Below are 13,705 nucleotides of genomic sequence, written 5' to 3' on the forward strand. Positions count from 1 at the left end.
TTTCTGCGCTCTCCAGCGCCACGGAGCACGGCCCCGCAGCGCTGCCCGCCCAATGGCGGGCCAGGCGGCTTTTACTTGCGCATGACCTTTTCGGACGGCGTCAGCGCCTCGATGTAGGCGGGACGCGAGAAGATGCGCTCGGCATACTTGAGCAGCGGCGCTGCGTTCTTGGACAGCTCGATGCCGTAGTAATCCAGGCGCCACAGCAGCGGCGCAATGGCCACGTCCAGCATCGAGAAGTTCTCGCCCAGGATGAACTTGTTCTTCAGGAACACTGGAGCCATCTGGGTCAGGCGGTCACGGATCTGTGCGCGGGCCTTTTCCAGTGCCTTCTCGTTGCCCTTGACGGCACGCTCTTCCAAGGTGTGCACGTGCGTGAACAGCTCTTTTTCGAAGTTCAGCAGGAACAGGCGCACACGGGCGCGCTCGACGGGGTCGCCGGGCATCAGCTGTGGGTGGGGAAAGCGCTCGTCGATGTACTCGTTGATGATGTTCGACTCGTACAGGATCAGGTCGCGCTCGACCAGGATAGGCACCTGGCCATAGGGGTTCATCACACTGATGTCTTCGGGCTTGTTGAACAGGTCCACATCACGGATTTCAAAATCCATCCCCTTTTCAAACAGCACAAAGCGGCAGCGGTGGGAGAAAGGGCAGGTCGTTCCCGAATAAAGCACCATCATGGTGAGAGGCTCCTCAAAATCAAAAAAGAGTGGACTGCAGTCAATGCCGCCCACTCTACACAAATCGGCTACCCCAATTCAAGCCCTGCTCACAGGGACTGAACCGGCTGCACGCAAATACGTTTACTTCACGTCTTTCCAGAACGCCGCATTCAGGCGCCAGGTGATGAAGATGAGTCCCAGCAAAAATATCAGCACCCCGACGCCGACGCGCATGCGGGTGTTCTGGCTGGGATCACCCATCCATTGTAGATAGTTCACCAAATCACCCACACTCTTATCGAAATCAGTGGAGCTCATCTTGCCCGGCGTGACCTGCTGCCAGCCAGTGAACACCTGGGTTTTGTGTCCATGCTCCTCTACTTCTTGGTAGACCGGCACGCGCACGCCTTGCAGTTCCCACAGCACATGGGGCATGCCCACCGAGGGGAAGGCCATGTTGTTCCAGCCGGTGGCCTTGGTGTCGTCCTTGTAGAAGCCGCGCAGGAAGGTGTAGAGGTAGTCGGCACCGGTGCCCTGGTGGCTCGCGCGTGAGCGCGCGACCAAGGTCAGATCTGGCGGGTTGGCGCCAAACCACTCCTTGGCCTGCTTCGGATCGATGGCCGCCTTCATCGTCTCACCCACCTTGTCGGTGGTGAACAGCAGGTTGTCCTTGATCTGCTGCTCGGTGAGGCCAATATCCTGCAGACGGTTGTAACGCATGAAGGCGGCCGAGTGGCAGCTGAGGCAGTAGTTCACAAACAGCTTGGCGCCGTTTTGCAAGGAAGTGGTGTTGGTGGTGTCGGGCTTGAACTTGTCCCAGGCCACGCCGCCTTCGGCCGCCTGCACAGCACCGGCCCCTAAAAGCACACCCAGACCCAGGCATGCGGAGAGAATGATTTTTTTCATCGTGGGATGCTTTCTGGTTCAGTGCGCATGGAAGGTGACACGCTCAGGCACCGGCTTGGGTGTGCCTTTGCGGCTCCACCACGGCATCAGCAGAAAAAAGCCAAAGTAGAACAAGGTACCCACCTGGGAGACCTTTTCGCCAATCGGCGATGGCGGCTGCACCCCCAGATAGGCGAGCACCACGAAGTTCACGACAAACACCGCATACACATACTTGTGCCAGTGCGGGCGGTAGCGGATGGAGCGCACCGGGCTGTGGTCCAGCCAAGGCAGGAAGAACAGGATGATCACTGCCAGGCCCATCACCACCACCCCCCAGAACTTGGCGTCAATACCGCCCAGCGCTGCAATACCGGTGAAGGCAAAGGCACCAAACAGCGCCAGCACCACCAGCGCCACCAGCACCAGCAAGCCCTTGAGGATGGCGGCCATGCGGGTCTTGATGCAAACATAGGCCACGGCTGCGACCAGGATCACCGACAAAGCGACCATCATCTCACTGGTGATGGCACGCAGCATCGAATAGAACGGCGTGAAATACCAGACAGGGGCGATATGGTTGGGCGTCTTGAGCGGGTCGGCCGGGATGAAGTTGTTGTATTCGAGGAAGTAGCCACCCATCTCCGGCGCAAAGAACACGATGGCCGAGAAGATGAACAGGAACACCGCCACACCAAACAGGTCATGCACCGTGTAGTACGGGTGGAAAGGCACGCCATCGAGCGGCCGGCCCTGCGCATCCTTGGGCGCATTCGGGCCCTTGATCTCGATGCCATCGGGGTTGTTGGAGCCCACATCATGCAAGGCCAACAAATGCGCAGCAACCAGGCCCAGCAGCACCAGCGGCACGGCAATCACATGGAAGCTGAAGAAACGGTTCAGGGTTGCATCGCCCACCACATAGTCGCCCCGGATCAGCAGCGCCAGGTCCGGGCCGATAAAGGGAATGGCCGAGAACAGGTTGACGATCACCTGCGCGCCCCAGTACGACATCTGGCCCCAGGGCAGCAGGTAGCCCATGAAGGCCTCGGCCATCAGGCACAGGAAGATCGCGCAGCCAAAGACCCAGACCAGCTCACGCGGCTTGCGGTAGCTGCCATACAGGAGGCCGCGGAACATATGCAGGTAGACCACGACAAAGAAGGCCGAGGCGCCGGTGGAATGCATGGTCCGGATCAGCCAGCCCCAGGGCACATCGCGCATGATGTACTCGACCGAGGCGAAGGCTTTTTCGGCATCGGGCTTGTAGTGCATCACCAAGAAGATGCCCGTGACGATCTGGATCACCAGCACCAAAAGCGCCAGCGAGCCAAAGATGTACCAGAAGTTGAAGTTCTTCGGTGCGTAGTACTCCGACATATGGACCCGGTAGGCCTCAAATGCCGTGGGAAAGCGGTTCTCCAGCCAGTTGCCGGCCTTGGCGCCCAAGGTGGCGTTCGGCGATATCTCCTTGAATTCGTGTGCCATGGCGCTTCCTTATGCTTTTTTATCTTCGCCAATCAGCAGCTTGGTATCGCTCAGATACTGGTGCGCTGGCACTTCGAGGTTGTCGGGCGCGGGCTTGTTCTTGAACACGCGCCCGGCCAGGTCAAAGGTCGAGCCGTGGCAGGGGCAGAGAAAGCCGCCCTTCCAGTCATCGGGCAGCGAAGGCTGGGGGCCGGGCTGGAGCTTGTCGGTGGGCGAGCAGCCCAGGTGGGTGCAGATGCCGATCACCACCAACACCTCGGGCTTGATGGAGCGGGTTTCGTTCTTGGCGTAGTCCGGAGTCGGGTAGGCCGTGCGCTCCGATTTGGGATCGGCCAACTGGCCATCGAGCTGGGGCAGCTCGGCAATCTGCTCGGGCGTGCGGCGCAGGATCCAGATCGGCTTGCCGCGCCATTCGGCGGTGATTTTCTCGCCGGGCTTGAGCTCCGAGATATCCACTTCAACGGCAGCGCCGGCGGCCTTAGCCTTTTCTGACGGCTGGAAGGAGCTGACAAAGGGGACCGCAGTGGCGACTCCTCCGACAGCACCTGCGCATCCCGACGCTATCAGCCACGTCCTTTTACTGGAGTCGATGGAAGAATCACTCATGGGGCTCCTTGGTCAACGCTTATATCTCGGTTTTTGCGGATTGTATGAAGTGTCTTGCCCATCATGCAATGCGCCGAAACCCTTGAAGCTGAGCGATACTAGGCGTCATGTTTATTTGACAGGAGCAGCGCATGAGCTTCATGAAGGAATTCCGCGAGTTTGCGGTCAAGGGCAATGTGATGGATCTGGCCGTTGGTGTGATCATCGGCGCCGCTTTTGGCAAGATCGTCGATTCGGTCGTCAATGACCTGATCATGCCCATCGTCGGTTTGGTCTTTGGCAAGCTGGACTTCTCCAATCTCTTCGTGGTGCTGGGAACCATTCCCGATGGCGTGCCGCGCACACTCGACGCGCTGAAAAAAGCGGGCATCCCGGTGTTTGCTTATGGCAACTTCATCACCGTCGCGGTGAACTTCGCGATTCTGGCTTTCATTATTTTCATGATGGTCAAACAGATCAACCGCCTCAAGCGCGACACGCCCCCTCCAGCGCCCGCTGCCACCCCGGAAGACGTGGTGCTGCTGCGTGAAATCCGCGACAGCCTGCAGCAAAAGCGTTGATTTTTTGCAACAAAGAAGCAGAAATTCTGCTTCTTTTGCACCGCTACCCGGCAGCCTCTCGAGGCTGCTTTTTTATGCCTGCGCTTGCCCCGCTGCCAAACGGCGCGCCATCTGCACCGCCGCGATCAGGCTGGCCGCATCGGCCAGGCCCTGGCCGGCAATATCAAAGGCGGTGCCGTGGTCCGGGCTGGTGCGCACCAGCGGCAGGCCCAGGGTCACGTTGACGCCCTCGTCCAGCCCCAGGTACTTCACGGGGATCAGGCCCTGGTCGTGGTACATGGCGACCACCACATCAAAGGCGCCCGGGTGCCCGGCGCTGTGGCGGGCCCGCATGAACACGGTATCGGGCGGCTCCGGCCCGATCACCTGCATGCCCAGCGCCTGGGCAGCGGCCACCGCAGGCGCAATGTGCTCGAGCTCCTCGCGGCCCATCAACCCGGCCTCCCCGGCATGGGGGTTGAGCCCTGCCACCGCAATCCGGGGTGGCCGCCCCAGAGCACGCAGCAAGGCCTCGTGCGTGATGCGGATGGTCTCCAGCACCTGCGCCTGGGTCACCGCCTCAATGGCATCGCGCAGCGATACATGGATGCTCACCAGCACGGTGCGCAACGCCTCATTGGCCAGCATCATGCGCACGGGCATCTGTGCCAGTGGCAGCCCGGCATGCTCGGCCGCTTCGGCCTGCAGCAATTCGGTATGGCCGGGGAAGGCCAGCCCTGCCAGGTGCAGCGCCTCCTTGTTCAGTGGCGCCGTCACCAGCCCGGCAATCCGGCCTTGCAAGGCCTGGCGCGCAGCCCAGCGCACGCACTCGGCAGCAGCACGCCCGGCCTCGGCCTGCACCTGGCCAAAGGGCAATGGCCCGGGCAAGCCCGGCAGCGACAGCACTGGCATGCAACGGGGTGGCACCTGCAAAGCCTCTTGCGGTTCAGCAATCTCGGCCACCGGCAGCGCGCAGCGGCCTGGGCCCTGCAACAGCTGCGCTGCGCGGCGCAGGGTCTGCAGCTCGCCCACGACAAAGCAGCCCTGCATCTGCGCAGGCGCATCGCGAAAGGCCTTGGCCACGATTTCCGGGCCAATGCCGGCAGGGTCGCCCTGGGTGATGGCGAGCAAGGGAGCGGAGTGCACAGGCAGGTCCTCTGGAGAAAGCCTCAGGCGGGGTTGTCGATATCGATAAAGCGGTGCGCCACACCCAGCTGCTGGGCCACGGCGGCAGCCACTGCCGGCGCGCCATAGCGCTCGGTGGCATGGTGGCCGGCTGCAAAAAAGCTCACGCCGGTCTCGCGCGCCAGATGGGCCTGGGGTTCGGATATTTCACCGGTCAAAAAGCCATCAGCGCCGGCAGCCATCGCGGCCTCGAAGAAACCTTGTGCGCCCCCGGTGCACCAGGCCATGCGGCGGATGGGGCGCGGCGTCTCGCCCGTCACCAGGGTGACGGAGCGCCCCAGGGTCTGTTGGATATGCGCAGCGACCTGCGCCGGCGCCACCGCATCGAAGCTGCCAATAAAGCCCAGCTCCTGATCGCCAAAGCGGGCATCGGCCTGCCAACCCAGCAGCGCGCCCAGTTGGGCGTTGTTGCCCAGCTCCGGGTGTGCATCCAGCGGCAGGTGGTAGGCGAACAAATTGATGTCGTGCTTGATCAGCAGCTCGATGCGCTGCTTCATCCAGCCGGTGATGCGGCCGTCGTAGCCGCGCCAGAACAGCCCATGGTGCACAAAGATGGCATCGGCCTGCTCGGCAATGGCCGCCTCGATCAGCGCCCGCGATGCCGTCACCCCGCTGACCAGCTTGCGGATCTCGGTCTTGCCCTCCACCTGCAAACCGTTGGGGCCATAGTCTTTGAAGCGGGCGGGCTGCAGTAGCGCATCAAAGGCCTGCAGCATGTCTTGGCGGGTCGTAGTCATGCCCGATTGTCTCAGACCTGTGCGGCGCGCCAGGCCAGAAACAGAAAACCCGCTGATGCCAGGCATGCAGCGGGTTGCGGGGCCATCAGTCTGATGCCGATTTACTTCTTGGCAACCCAGCCCTTGACGGCGAGCGGCCAAAAGCCCATCGCGACGCCGAGCACGCCCATCGCGGCCACATAGTGCGCAGGCGCCATCACATCGGCCTGTTGCCAGACGGACACCAGCATCGGCGTCAAACCACCAAACACCGCATAGGCCATGTTGTAGGAGAAGGACAGGCCCGTGAAGCGCACTTCAGGCGGGAAGGCGCGCACACCGACGACGGGCAGCAGCGAGATCGCACCCACAAAGAAGCCCACCAGCGCATAGGTCCAGACCAGCGAGATCTCGGTGCCTGGCAGGTTCAGGTAGAACAGATAGGCAGTGACAGCCATGCCGCCCCAGCCCAGGACCATGGCGGCACGCGTGCCCCATTGGTCCGACAGCCAGCCCCAGAACACGCAGCCGATGGTCAAGGTCACGGTCGCCACCGCATTGGCCTTGAGGGCCACCGCAGGCGCGATATGGAACACCTTTTGCAGGTAGGACGGCGTGAACAGAATCACCACCACCACGGCGGTGGACAGGATCCAGGTCATCAGTGCCACGACCACGCTGGCTTCGCGGTGGTCGCGCAGGATGGTCTTGAGCGGCAGTTCGCGGTCGACCTGCTTGCGGGCCTGCATCTCCTGGAAGATGGGGGTCTCATGCAGGAACTTGCGCAGGTACACCGACACCAGGCCAAACACGCCGCCCAGAATGAAGGGAATGCGCCAAGCCCAGTCGTGGATCTCGGCCGCGCTGTAGACGCTGTTGAGCCAGACGCCAATGATCGAGCCCAGGAAAATACCGCCGGTGATGCCCGAGGTCAGCGAGCCAATCGCAAAGCCGTAGCGCTTGGCAGGGGCGTGTTCTGCGACAAACACCCAAGCGCCGGGCATTTCGCCGCCAATCGCTGCGCCCTGCAGCACGCGCATGGCCAGCAGCAAGATGGGAGCGGCCAGACCGATGGTCTCATAGGTGGGCAGCAGGCCGATCACCAAGGTGGGCACCGCCATCAGGAACACCGACAAGGTGAACATCTGCTTGCGGCCCAGGATGTCGCCAAAGTGGGCAATCAGGATGCCGCCAATGGGGCGTGCCAGGTAGCCGGCCGCAAAGATGCCCAGCGTCTGCAGCTGGCGCATCCAGTCGGGCATCGACGCCGGGAAGAACAGCGAGCCCAGTACGTTGGCAAAAAATACAAACACCACAAAGTCATAAAACTCCAGGGTGCCGCCCAAGGCCGACAGGCCCAGGGTCTTGTAATCGTTCCGGTTCAAAGGCCGGTTGGCAGGCGAGGCGGCTTGGGCCCCACCTTGGTCAGCAGTCAGCGAAGTCATGTGTCCTCTACATTCCAGAGCAGGACAGCGCAAAGCGCAGCGCGTTATGGGCGCATATCAAGGGGTTCGGCGAGACCCGGGATGGCGGGAGTCAGGGCCAGCGAGAGGAGAGATGGACCCGTTCGCAGGGAACCACGATGAGCAAAAGAGCGCAGTCAAAAGGTTGGGGAACCATTCTAGGTACTTACCCTTTGGGCTCTGCCGGTGTCACGAAAAGTATCGCCCGCCGCTGGGGCATGCCACCACAGCCGGCGGCGATGTTCAGCCTGATATTGTTCCGCAAGCAACTTATTTTGCAGGACTTCGCAGAAAATCGAACAGATTGGTACCGTTTCGAGAACGATGTCACCCCCATGACATCGCAAAAGACGATGGAATACATCGCAGATGACAGCGCTATGCGCCAGAATGCGCAGGGCCCTCTGGCCCGAATCGAGCGCGAACCCATGCATGGTCTGCACAGCAGCTAGCGCCTTGGCAGAGCCTTGCCACCAAGCCCGGTGCCATAATCAATGGCAATGTTCTGCGCCGCTCAGGGCTGTTAGCCAGACGCGGCCACCCCACACCCAACCCCAGGTTTTATGAAACGCCTCTGGCTTCTTTTCGCACAATCGGTCACCGTCTTGCTGGCCCTGTACTTTATCGTCGCCACCTTGCAGCCGGGCTGGCTGCAGCGCAACAATGCCGTACGCAGCAATGCCGGTATTGCGTTGATCGAGGCGCCGCAAAGCGAGGCCAACCGCACCAGTGTGGCCACCAGCAGCTTCAGCCCTGCGGCCAAAAAGGCCTCGCCGGCAGTGGTCAGCATCAATACCAGCACGGCAGTGCGCCATCCACGCGCCAATGATCCCTGGTTCCAGTTCTTCTTTGGCGACCAGGGCGTGCAAAACCAGGCGGGCCTGGGCAGCGGCGTGATCGTCAGCCCCGACGGCTATGTGCTCACCAACAACCATGTGGTCGAAGCGGCCGACGACATCGAGGTGACCCTGACCGATGGCCGCAAAGCCAAGGGCAGCGTCATTGGCACCGATCCGGAAACCGACCTGGCCATCCTCAAGATCAGCCTGGACAAGCTGCCCGTCATCGTGCTGGGCAACTCCGACTCGGCCGAGGTGGGTGACCAGGTGCTGGCCATTGGCAACCCCTTTGGCGTGGGCCAGACGGTCACCAGCGGCATCATCAGCGCGCTGGGCCGCAGCGAGCTGGGCATCAACACCTTCGAGAACTTCATCCAGACCGACGCGGCCATCAATCCCGGCAACTCGGGCGGTGCGCTGGTCGATGTCAATGGCAACCTGGTGGGCATCAACACGGCCATCTATTCGCGCTCGGGCGGCAGCATGGGCATTGGCTTTGCGATCCCCGTGGCCCTGGCCAAGAATGTGCTCGACAGCATTGTGCGCGACGGCAAGGTGACGCGTGGCTGGATCGGCGTCGAGCCCAATGACCTGACGCCCGAGCTGGCCGAAACCTTTGGCGTCAAGGCCGATAGTGGTGTGATCATCACCGGCGTTCTGCAAAGCGGGCCGGCTGCCAATGCCGGCATCCGTCCGGGCGATGTGATCACCCAGATCGGCGACATGCAGGTGCACCATGTGCAAAGCCTGCTGACTGCCGTGGCGGCTCTCGTGCCCGGCACCACGTCCGAAGTGCAGCTGCGCCGGGGTGACCAGAGTCTAACCCTGCCGATCACCCCCGGCACCCGCCCGGTCAACAACCGCGCGATGCCCCAAGGCCGGCGTTAAGCCCTGGCGGCGAGCGGCGTTGGCAGCGCCCTCGCCTTTGCGCGTGGATCAAAGGGATGTGGATCGGTGCCGTCGAACCCGATCCCCGCAACCACGCCGCACCAGGCCCACCCCAGGTGCTGGCCCCGCCCCACCAACAGCAAAGCCCCGGCTGATCTCAGGTCAGCACGGGGCTTTGGCGTATCTGGTGGGCAGGTAGCCGGTCAGGCCGCTGCGTCCGTGTCCGCTTCTTCTTCCTTCTTGGGCTGGTTGCGCGAGAACCAGGTAGCGCCCAGGATACCGACCTCATACAGAATGCACATGGGCACGGCCAGCGAAATCTGCGACAGCACATCGGGAGGGGTCACCACCGCCGCGATGACAAAGGACAGCACAATGAAGTAACCCCGGAACGACTTGAGCTTGGCGATCTCGACGATGCCCAGCCGCACCAGCAGGATCACCACAATGGGGACCTGGAAGGCCAGGCCAAAGGCCAGGTAGAGCGACAAAATGGCTTCGACATAGGAGGCAATATCGGGCGTGGCCGCCACGCTCGACGGCGTGAAATGCTGGATAAAGCCAAACATGCGATCGAGCACAAACAGCTGCACAAAGGCAATGCCGGCATAGGCCAGCAAGCTGCCAAAGAAGATCAACGGCAGCGCAAACTTGCGCTCATGCATGTAGAGGCCCGGGGCCACAAAGGCCCAGAGCTGGTACATGATCCAGGGCAAGGCCAGCAAAATGGCCGCCATGCCCAGCACCTTGAGGGGCACGATGAAAGGCGAGAACACGCCCACGGCAATCAGCTTGGCATCGGGCGGCATGTGCATCTTGATCGGATGCGCGATGAAGTTCATCAGCCCATCGGGGCCAGGCCAGAAGGCCAACAAAGCCAGGGCCACGAGCACGCCACCAATGCTGTAGAGCAGCCTATCGCGCAGTTCCATCAGGTGCTGCACAAAGGGCTGCTCGGTGCCGGCCAGCTCGTCTTCTTTAGAAGGGGTTTCGGACATGGGGATATCTGTTGCGGATCAAGGCCTCACGGGAGCGCAGCGCGTTAGCGCAGGCTGCAGCGCCCCGGGCCGATGGAAATACCAGTGAGAAAACATGCCAACGCGCGGCTCTGTGAGCGGGCTGCGTTGCGGGCGCCATCACAGGCCAGACGATGGCTTCTTGGGCCGAAAACGTGCCACGCGCGCTGCACCCGATTGCACATGGGTGCGCACACCCGCCTGGTGCTTGTACCACTGGGGTGTGGCGCCGCGCTTCACGCGCCAGTTCTTGCGAGGGTGGTGGTAGACCGGAGCCACCGTCGATGCCGAGCCGCCGTCATAGCTCTCGGCATAGGGATCGGCGGTGTAGAAGCTGTCGTCGCTGCCCGATGAAGCCGTGCCATTGGCCTGGTCGTTGAGGTTTTTCTCGAAGTCTGCGGAGTTGGTGCGGATGGTGCTTTCCACATCACGCGCGGCCGACTCGACGTTCTCCTTCATCTTGCGCAGCTCGTCAAGCTCCATCGAGCGGTTGACCTCGGACTTGACGTCGTTGACATAGCGCTGTGCCTTGCCCAGCAATGTGCCTACCGTGCGCGCAACGCGCGGCAGTTTTTCAGGGCCAATGACGATCAGTGCCACCGCACCGATCAAGGCCATCTTGGAGATACCGAGATCAAACATTCCAACCCCATCGAATGCACACAAGCGGTTGCTGCGGCTTGCCCGCAGCCCCTGTCATGCGCACATCAGCCCTTGTTCTTGGCTTCGACGTCGATGGTGGTGTTCTTGTCAGCCGCAGGCGACTGACCCACTTGCTGTGCCGTGGTCGTCGTGGATGCAGCGGGCGAGGCGGATTCGCCACCGTCCTTGATGCCATCCTTGAAGCCCTTGACGGCACCACCCAGATCGGTGCCGATGTTCTTGAGCTTCTTGGTACCAAATACCAGCACCACGATGAGCAGAACAATCAGCCAATGCCAAACAGAAAAGGAACCCATGAAATTCTCCTAGCGAATATGCGCATTTTAGACGCCTTGGGCATCTACCGGTTTCGTAATACTGTCACGCGGCCAGGGCTTCAGCCCTTGGCCTGCGCAGGGCTCAGCCCTTTTTCCAGGGCCGGGGGCCGCCCAGCAGGTGGATGTGCAGATGGTGCACCTCCTGGCCGCCCTCCTCGCCGGTGTTGACCATCAGCCGGAAACCCCCTTGCGGATAGGGATGGCAGCCGTTATCCAGCGCCAGTTGCGGCGCTTTGGCCAGCATGCGGCCCAACAGCGGTGCCTGTTCAGCGCCGACCTGTGCCATCGAGGCGATATGCAGCTTGGGCACCATCAGCAGATGCACGGGCGCGGCAGGGTGGATGTCCTTGAACACCAACATGTCCTCGTCTTCATAGACCTTGCTCGACGGGATCTGGCCGGCAATGATTTTGCAAAAAAGGCAATCAGGATCGTGCATAAACTTCTTATCTCTCAAAACAAGGGTGCCGTCGTTGCTGGCAACCCGCAGTAACCGGCACAAGCAGCAACTGTGCCAACAGGCAGTAGATTACACCTTGAAACCAGATCGCACACCAACATCCGCCCGGTGCTTGGTGAGCCAGTTCTCGCCGGAGACACGGCCCCGCTCGCACAGCTCGCGCACAAAAGGCGCATCCGAGCGGTTCTTGCTCGATGCGCCATAGCTCTTGAGCACAGCACCTCCATCGACATGGTGCATCAGCATGTACTTGTAGCGCTCCCGGTCCAGCTTGCCTTCATCGAGCAGGCGGCGCACAAAGCCCATGGCGCGCAGCTCGGCCAGCAAGCTGGCGTTGAAGGTAATCTCGTTGATGCGGTCCATGATCTCCTGGGCGTTGGTCGGCACCTCGTTGTATTCAATGGGGTTGAGCTGCACCAGCAGCACATCGCTGTTGCCCGTCTGGTAGATCAGCGGGTAGAGCAAGGGGTTGCCGGAGTAGCCGCCATCCCAGTAGTACTGGTCCTTGATCTCGACGGCCTTGTACATCATCGGCAGGCAAGCCGAGGCCATCACCGCGTCGGCCGTCAGCCGCTTGCCGCTGAAGACTTCCCCCTTGCCGGTGCGCACATTGGTGGCGCAGACAAATACCCGGGGCGCATTGCGGCCCTGCTCATGCTGGAGAAAGTCAAAGTCCACCACCTTTTCCAGCAGGCGGCGCAAGGGGTTGATGTCGAGCGGGTTGGTCTGGTAGGGCGAGAGCCACTGGCTCATCATGTCCCAGATGGCCTTGCCGGCCATCGGCACACCCGCCATCAGGCTGCCCATCGTGCCTACCCCTTCCCAAAACTGCTTGAGGCTCTCGCGGGCCGATTCACAGCCCGCGTCATGGGCTTTTCGCTTGTCGGTTTCGGTGGCTGCTGCCTTGCCGTAGCCATAGGCCATCACCACGGCGTTCATCGCCCCGGCGCTGGTGCCGCTCACACCTTCTATCCACAGGCTGCGGTCAGCCAGCAAGGCATCGAGCACGCCCCAGGTAAAGGCGCCATGCGAGCCGCCACCCTGCAAGGCCAGGCTGATGGGCGGCGTGTTCTCGTCCACCCCCTTGGAGCGAGGCACCCGCTTGGGCGCTTCGGCCTCAGCGGGGGCTGCTGGCTCCGGCGTCTCGGGTGCTGGTGTGTGGCTAGCCATTGATGGCCTGGTCTTTGTTCATCGCCACCATGCCGCGCACGATGCGATAGAGGAACCAGACGGAAATGAGGGTCCAGGCGATCCAGCCCGGAACGACGAAGAGGAACCACAGCGGCGCGGTGATGACATACAGCACGCCGGCCCAGACCACGCTGCGGATGCGCCAGGAAAAATGGCTTTGCTGCCAGGTACCCTGCGCATCGCTGCGCTTGACCAGGTCAATCACCAGCGCGATCAGCAGCAGCACGATGCTGGCCTGGGCGGTGGGCACCACCGCTGCCACGGCCACAATCAGGTGCAGCAGATAGCTGACCCAGCCCCAGGTCTTGAGGCTTTCCATCGCGGCCGAATCAACGGTCTTCACGTCAACGACGTCGTTCATGCGGAACTCCCTTCTTCAGCTTCACGGTCTTTCACCTTGCGCATCGCTTTTTCTTCGAGGCCACTCAAGCCCTCGCGGCGCGCCAGCTCGTTCACCACATCGGCGGGGCTCAGGCCATAGTGGGCCAGCGCCACCATCGTATGAAACCACAGATCGGCCACTTCGTACACCAGCTTGGAGGCTGGCGCGCCATGGTCCACATCCTTGGCCGCCATCACCACTTCGGTCGCCTCCTCCCCCACCTTCTTCAAAAAGGCATCCGGGCCCTTGTGCAGCAAGCGTGCCACATAGCTGGTCTCAGGATCGCCGCCATTGGCGGGTTTGCGCGACTCCAGCACCTCGGCCAGACGCAGCAAGGCATCGGTGGAGGACAGGGCAGCGGAAGCAGAGGTATCGGTCATAACGAAAATATAGCGAAGCAGC

17 protein-coding genes are annotated in these 13,705 nt (G+C 61.8%); 3 read left to right on the forward strand and 14 right to left on the reverse strand.

Annotation, left to right across the window (positions count from 1 at the left end; all coding sequences use genetic code 11):
* Positions 1 to 71: 71 nt before the first annotated feature.
* From WH367_RS02000 to petA, 4 genes are all read right to left on the reverse strand, one after another.
* On the reverse strand, positions 72 to 683 hold the full coding sequence (locus tag WH367_RS02000) for a glutathione S-transferase N-terminal domain-containing protein (RefSeq protein ID WP_116927111.1): 612 nt from the start codon (positions 681 to 683) through the stop codon (positions 72 to 74).
* Positions 684 to 806: 123 nt separating this feature from the next.
* Positions 807 to 1,571, reverse strand: coding sequence for a cytochrome c1 (locus WH367_RS02005; RefSeq protein ID WP_339533972.1), 765 nt, complete (start codon positions 1,569 to 1,571; stop codon positions 807 to 809).
* An 18-nt stretch (positions 1,572 to 1,589) separates the two neighbouring features.
* Positions 1,590 to 3,038: a cytochrome b gene (locus WH367_RS02010; RefSeq protein WP_021027798.1), complete on the reverse strand. Its 1,449-nt coding sequence runs from the start codon at positions 3,036 to 3,038 to the stop codon at positions 1,590 to 1,592.
* 9 nt (positions 3,039 to 3,047) lie between these two features.
* Positions 3,048 to 3,644: a ubiquinol-cytochrome c reductase iron-sulfur subunit gene (gene petA, locus WH367_RS02015; RefSeq protein WP_021027797.1), complete on the reverse strand. Its 597-nt coding sequence runs from the start codon at positions 3,642 to 3,644 to the stop codon at positions 3,048 to 3,050.
* 131 nt (positions 3,645 to 3,775) lie between these two features.
* On the opposite strand from petA, the gene mscL reads away from it, so the two are divergent.
* Positions 3,776 to 4,204, forward strand: coding sequence for a large conductance mechanosensitive channel protein MscL (gene mscL, locus WH367_RS02020; RefSeq protein WP_021027796.1), 429 nt, complete (start codon positions 3,776 to 3,778; stop codon positions 4,202 to 4,204).
* 72 nt (positions 4,205 to 4,276) lie between these two features.
* On the opposite strand, the gene pdxA is transcribed toward mscL, so the two are convergent.
* From pdxA to WH367_RS02035, 3 genes are all read right to left on the reverse strand, one after another.
* Positions 4,277 to 5,329, reverse strand: coding sequence for a 4-hydroxythreonine-4-phosphate dehydrogenase PdxA (gene pdxA / locus WH367_RS02025; RefSeq protein ID WP_312988098.1), 1,053 nt, complete (start codon positions 5,327 to 5,329; stop codon positions 4,277 to 4,279).
* 23 nt (positions 5,330 to 5,352) lie between these two features.
* Positions 5,353 to 6,105, reverse strand: coding sequence for a Nif3-like dinuclear metal center hexameric protein (locus WH367_RS02030; protein WP_339533973.1), 753 nt, complete (start codon positions 6,103 to 6,105; stop codon positions 5,353 to 5,355).
* A gap of 101 nt (positions 6,106 to 6,206) precedes the next feature.
* On the reverse strand, positions 6,207 to 7,529 hold the full coding sequence (locus WH367_RS02035; RefSeq protein ID WP_021027793.1) for an MFS transporter: 1,323 nt from the start codon (positions 7,527 to 7,529) through the stop codon (positions 6,207 to 6,209).
* A 137-nt stretch (positions 7,530 to 7,666) separates the two neighbouring features.
* On the opposite strand from WH367_RS02035, the gene WH367_RS02040 reads away from it, so the two are divergent.
* Positions 7,667 to 7,999: a hypothetical protein gene (locus tag WH367_RS02040; protein WP_339533974.1), complete on the forward strand. Its 333-nt coding sequence runs from the start codon at positions 7,667 to 7,669 to the stop codon at positions 7,997 to 7,999.
* A gap of 111 nt (positions 8,000 to 8,110) precedes the next feature.
* Complete coding sequence (locus tag WH367_RS02045) at positions 8,111 to 9,274, forward strand: trypsin-like peptidase domain-containing protein (RefSeq protein WP_339533975.1); 1,164 nt, start codon at positions 8,111 to 8,113, stop codon at positions 9,272 to 9,274.
* A 203-nt stretch (positions 9,275 to 9,477) separates the two neighbouring features.
* On the opposite strand, the gene tatC is transcribed toward WH367_RS02045, so the two are convergent.
* The 7 genes from tatC to WH367_RS02080 form a co-directional block, all read right to left on the reverse strand.
* A complete protein-coding gene (tatC, locus tag WH367_RS02050; protein WP_116927100.1) occupies positions 9,478 to 10,272 on the reverse strand; it encodes a twin-arginine translocase subunit TatC in 795 nt (264 codons plus the stop codon).
* 138 nt (positions 10,273 to 10,410) lie between these two features.
* Entirely contained in the window at positions 10,411 to 10,932 is a 522-nt protein-coding gene (gene tatB / locus WH367_RS02055; RefSeq protein ID WP_116927101.1) for a Sec-independent protein translocase protein TatB, read from the reverse strand.
* Positions 10,933 to 10,997: 65 nt separating this feature from the next.
* Positions 10,998 to 11,249 carry a Sec-independent protein translocase subunit TatA gene (tatA, locus tag WH367_RS02060; protein WP_021027787.1) on the reverse strand — a complete coding sequence of 84 codons (252 nt, stop codon included), beginning with the start codon at positions 11,247 to 11,249 and terminating at the stop codon, positions 10,998 to 11,000.
* Between the two features lie 103 nt (positions 11,250 to 11,352).
* The gene (locus tag WH367_RS02065; protein WP_339533977.1) at positions 11,353 to 11,709 is read right to left on the reverse strand and encodes a histidine triad nucleotide-binding protein; all 357 of its coding nucleotides are present in this window, start codon (positions 11,707 to 11,709) and stop codon (positions 11,353 to 11,355) included.
* 90 nt (positions 11,710 to 11,799) lie between these two features.
* Entirely contained in the window at positions 11,800 to 12,900 is a 1,101-nt protein-coding gene (locus tag WH367_RS02070; protein WP_084635872.1) for a patatin-like phospholipase family protein, read from the reverse strand.
* Positions 12,893 to 13,282, reverse strand: a complete 390-nt coding sequence (locus WH367_RS02075) for a DUF4870 family protein (RefSeq protein WP_021027784.1) — start codon at positions 13,280 to 13,282, stop codon at positions 12,893 to 12,895. The genes WH367_RS02070 and WH367_RS02075 overlap by 8 nt, the downstream gene beginning before the upstream one ends.
* Positions 13,279 to 13,683: a phosphoribosyl-ATP diphosphatase gene (locus WH367_RS02080; protein ID WP_312988089.1), complete on the reverse strand. Its 405-nt coding sequence runs from the start codon at positions 13,681 to 13,683 to the stop codon at positions 13,279 to 13,281. Before WH367_RS02080 ends, WH367_RS02075 begins: the two co-directional genes overlap by 4 nt.
* Positions 13,684 to 13,705: the final 22 nt, after the last annotated feature.

Origin of the sequence: Comamonas sp. MYb21 (genome assembly GCF_037479395.1) — a bacterium.
Taxonomy (GTDB): domain Bacteria; phylum Pseudomonadota; class Gammaproteobacteria; order Burkholderiales; family Burkholderiaceae_C; genus Comamonas.

Bases quoted from the DNA above. Each gene is read 5' to 3' on its own strand.
- WH367_RS02000 (WP_116927111.1), bottom strand. From the start codon at position 683: ATGATGGTGCTTTATTCGGGAACGACCTGCCCTTTCTCCCACCGCTGC.
- WH367_RS02005 (WP_339533972.1), bottom strand. From the start codon at position 1,571: ATGAAAAAAATCATTCTCTCCGCATGCCTGGGTCTGGGTGTGCTTTTA.
- WH367_RS02010 (WP_021027798.1), bottom strand. From the start codon at position 3,038: ATGGCACACGAATTCAAGGAGATATCGCCGAACGCCACCTTGGGCGCC.
- petA (WP_021027797.1), bottom strand. From the start codon at position 3,644: ATGAGTGATTCTTCCATCGACTCCAGTAAAAGGACGTGGCTGATAGCG.
- mscL (WP_021027796.1), top strand. From the start codon at position 3,776: ATGAGCTTCATGAAGGAATTCCGCGAGTTTGCGGTCAAGGGCAATGTG.
- WH367_RS02030 (WP_339533973.1), bottom strand. From the start codon at position 6,105: ATGACTACGACCCGCCAAGACATGCTGCAGGCCTTTGATGCGCTACTG.
- WH367_RS02035 (WP_021027793.1), bottom strand. From the start codon at position 7,529: ATGACTTCGCTGACTGCTGACCAAGGTGGGGCCCAAGCCGCCTCGCCT.
- WH367_RS02040 (WP_339533974.1), top strand. From the start codon at position 7,667: ATGAGCAAAAGAGCGCAGTCAAAAGGTTGGGGAACCATTCTAGGTACT.
- WH367_RS02045 (WP_339533975.1), top strand. From the start codon at position 8,111: ATGAAACGCCTCTGGCTTCTTTTCGCACAATCGGTCACCGTCTTGCTG.
- tatC (WP_116927100.1), bottom strand. From the start codon at position 10,272: ATGTCCGAAACCCCTTCTAAAGAAGACGAGCTGGCCGGCACCGAGCAG.
- tatB (WP_116927101.1), bottom strand. From the start codon at position 10,932: ATGTTTGATCTCGGTATCTCCAAGATGGCCTTGATCGGTGCGGTGGCA.
- tatA (WP_021027787.1), bottom strand. From the start codon at position 11,249: ATGGGTTCCTTTTCTGTTTGGCATTGGCTGATTGTTCTGCTCATCGTG.
- WH367_RS02065 (WP_339533977.1), bottom strand. From the start codon at position 11,709: ATGCACGATCCTGATTGCCTTTTTTGCAAAATCATTGCCGGCCAGATC.
- WH367_RS02070 (WP_084635872.1), bottom strand. From the start codon at position 12,900: ATGGCTAGCCACACACCAGCACCCGAGACGCCGGAGCCAGCAGCCCCC.
- WH367_RS02075 (WP_021027784.1), bottom strand. From the start codon at position 13,282: ATGAACGACGTCGTTGACGTGAAGACCGTTGATTCGGCCGCGATGGAA.
- WH367_RS02080 (WP_312988089.1), bottom strand. From the start codon at position 13,683: ATGACCGATACCTCTGCTTCCGCTGCCCTGTCCTCCACCGATGCCTTG.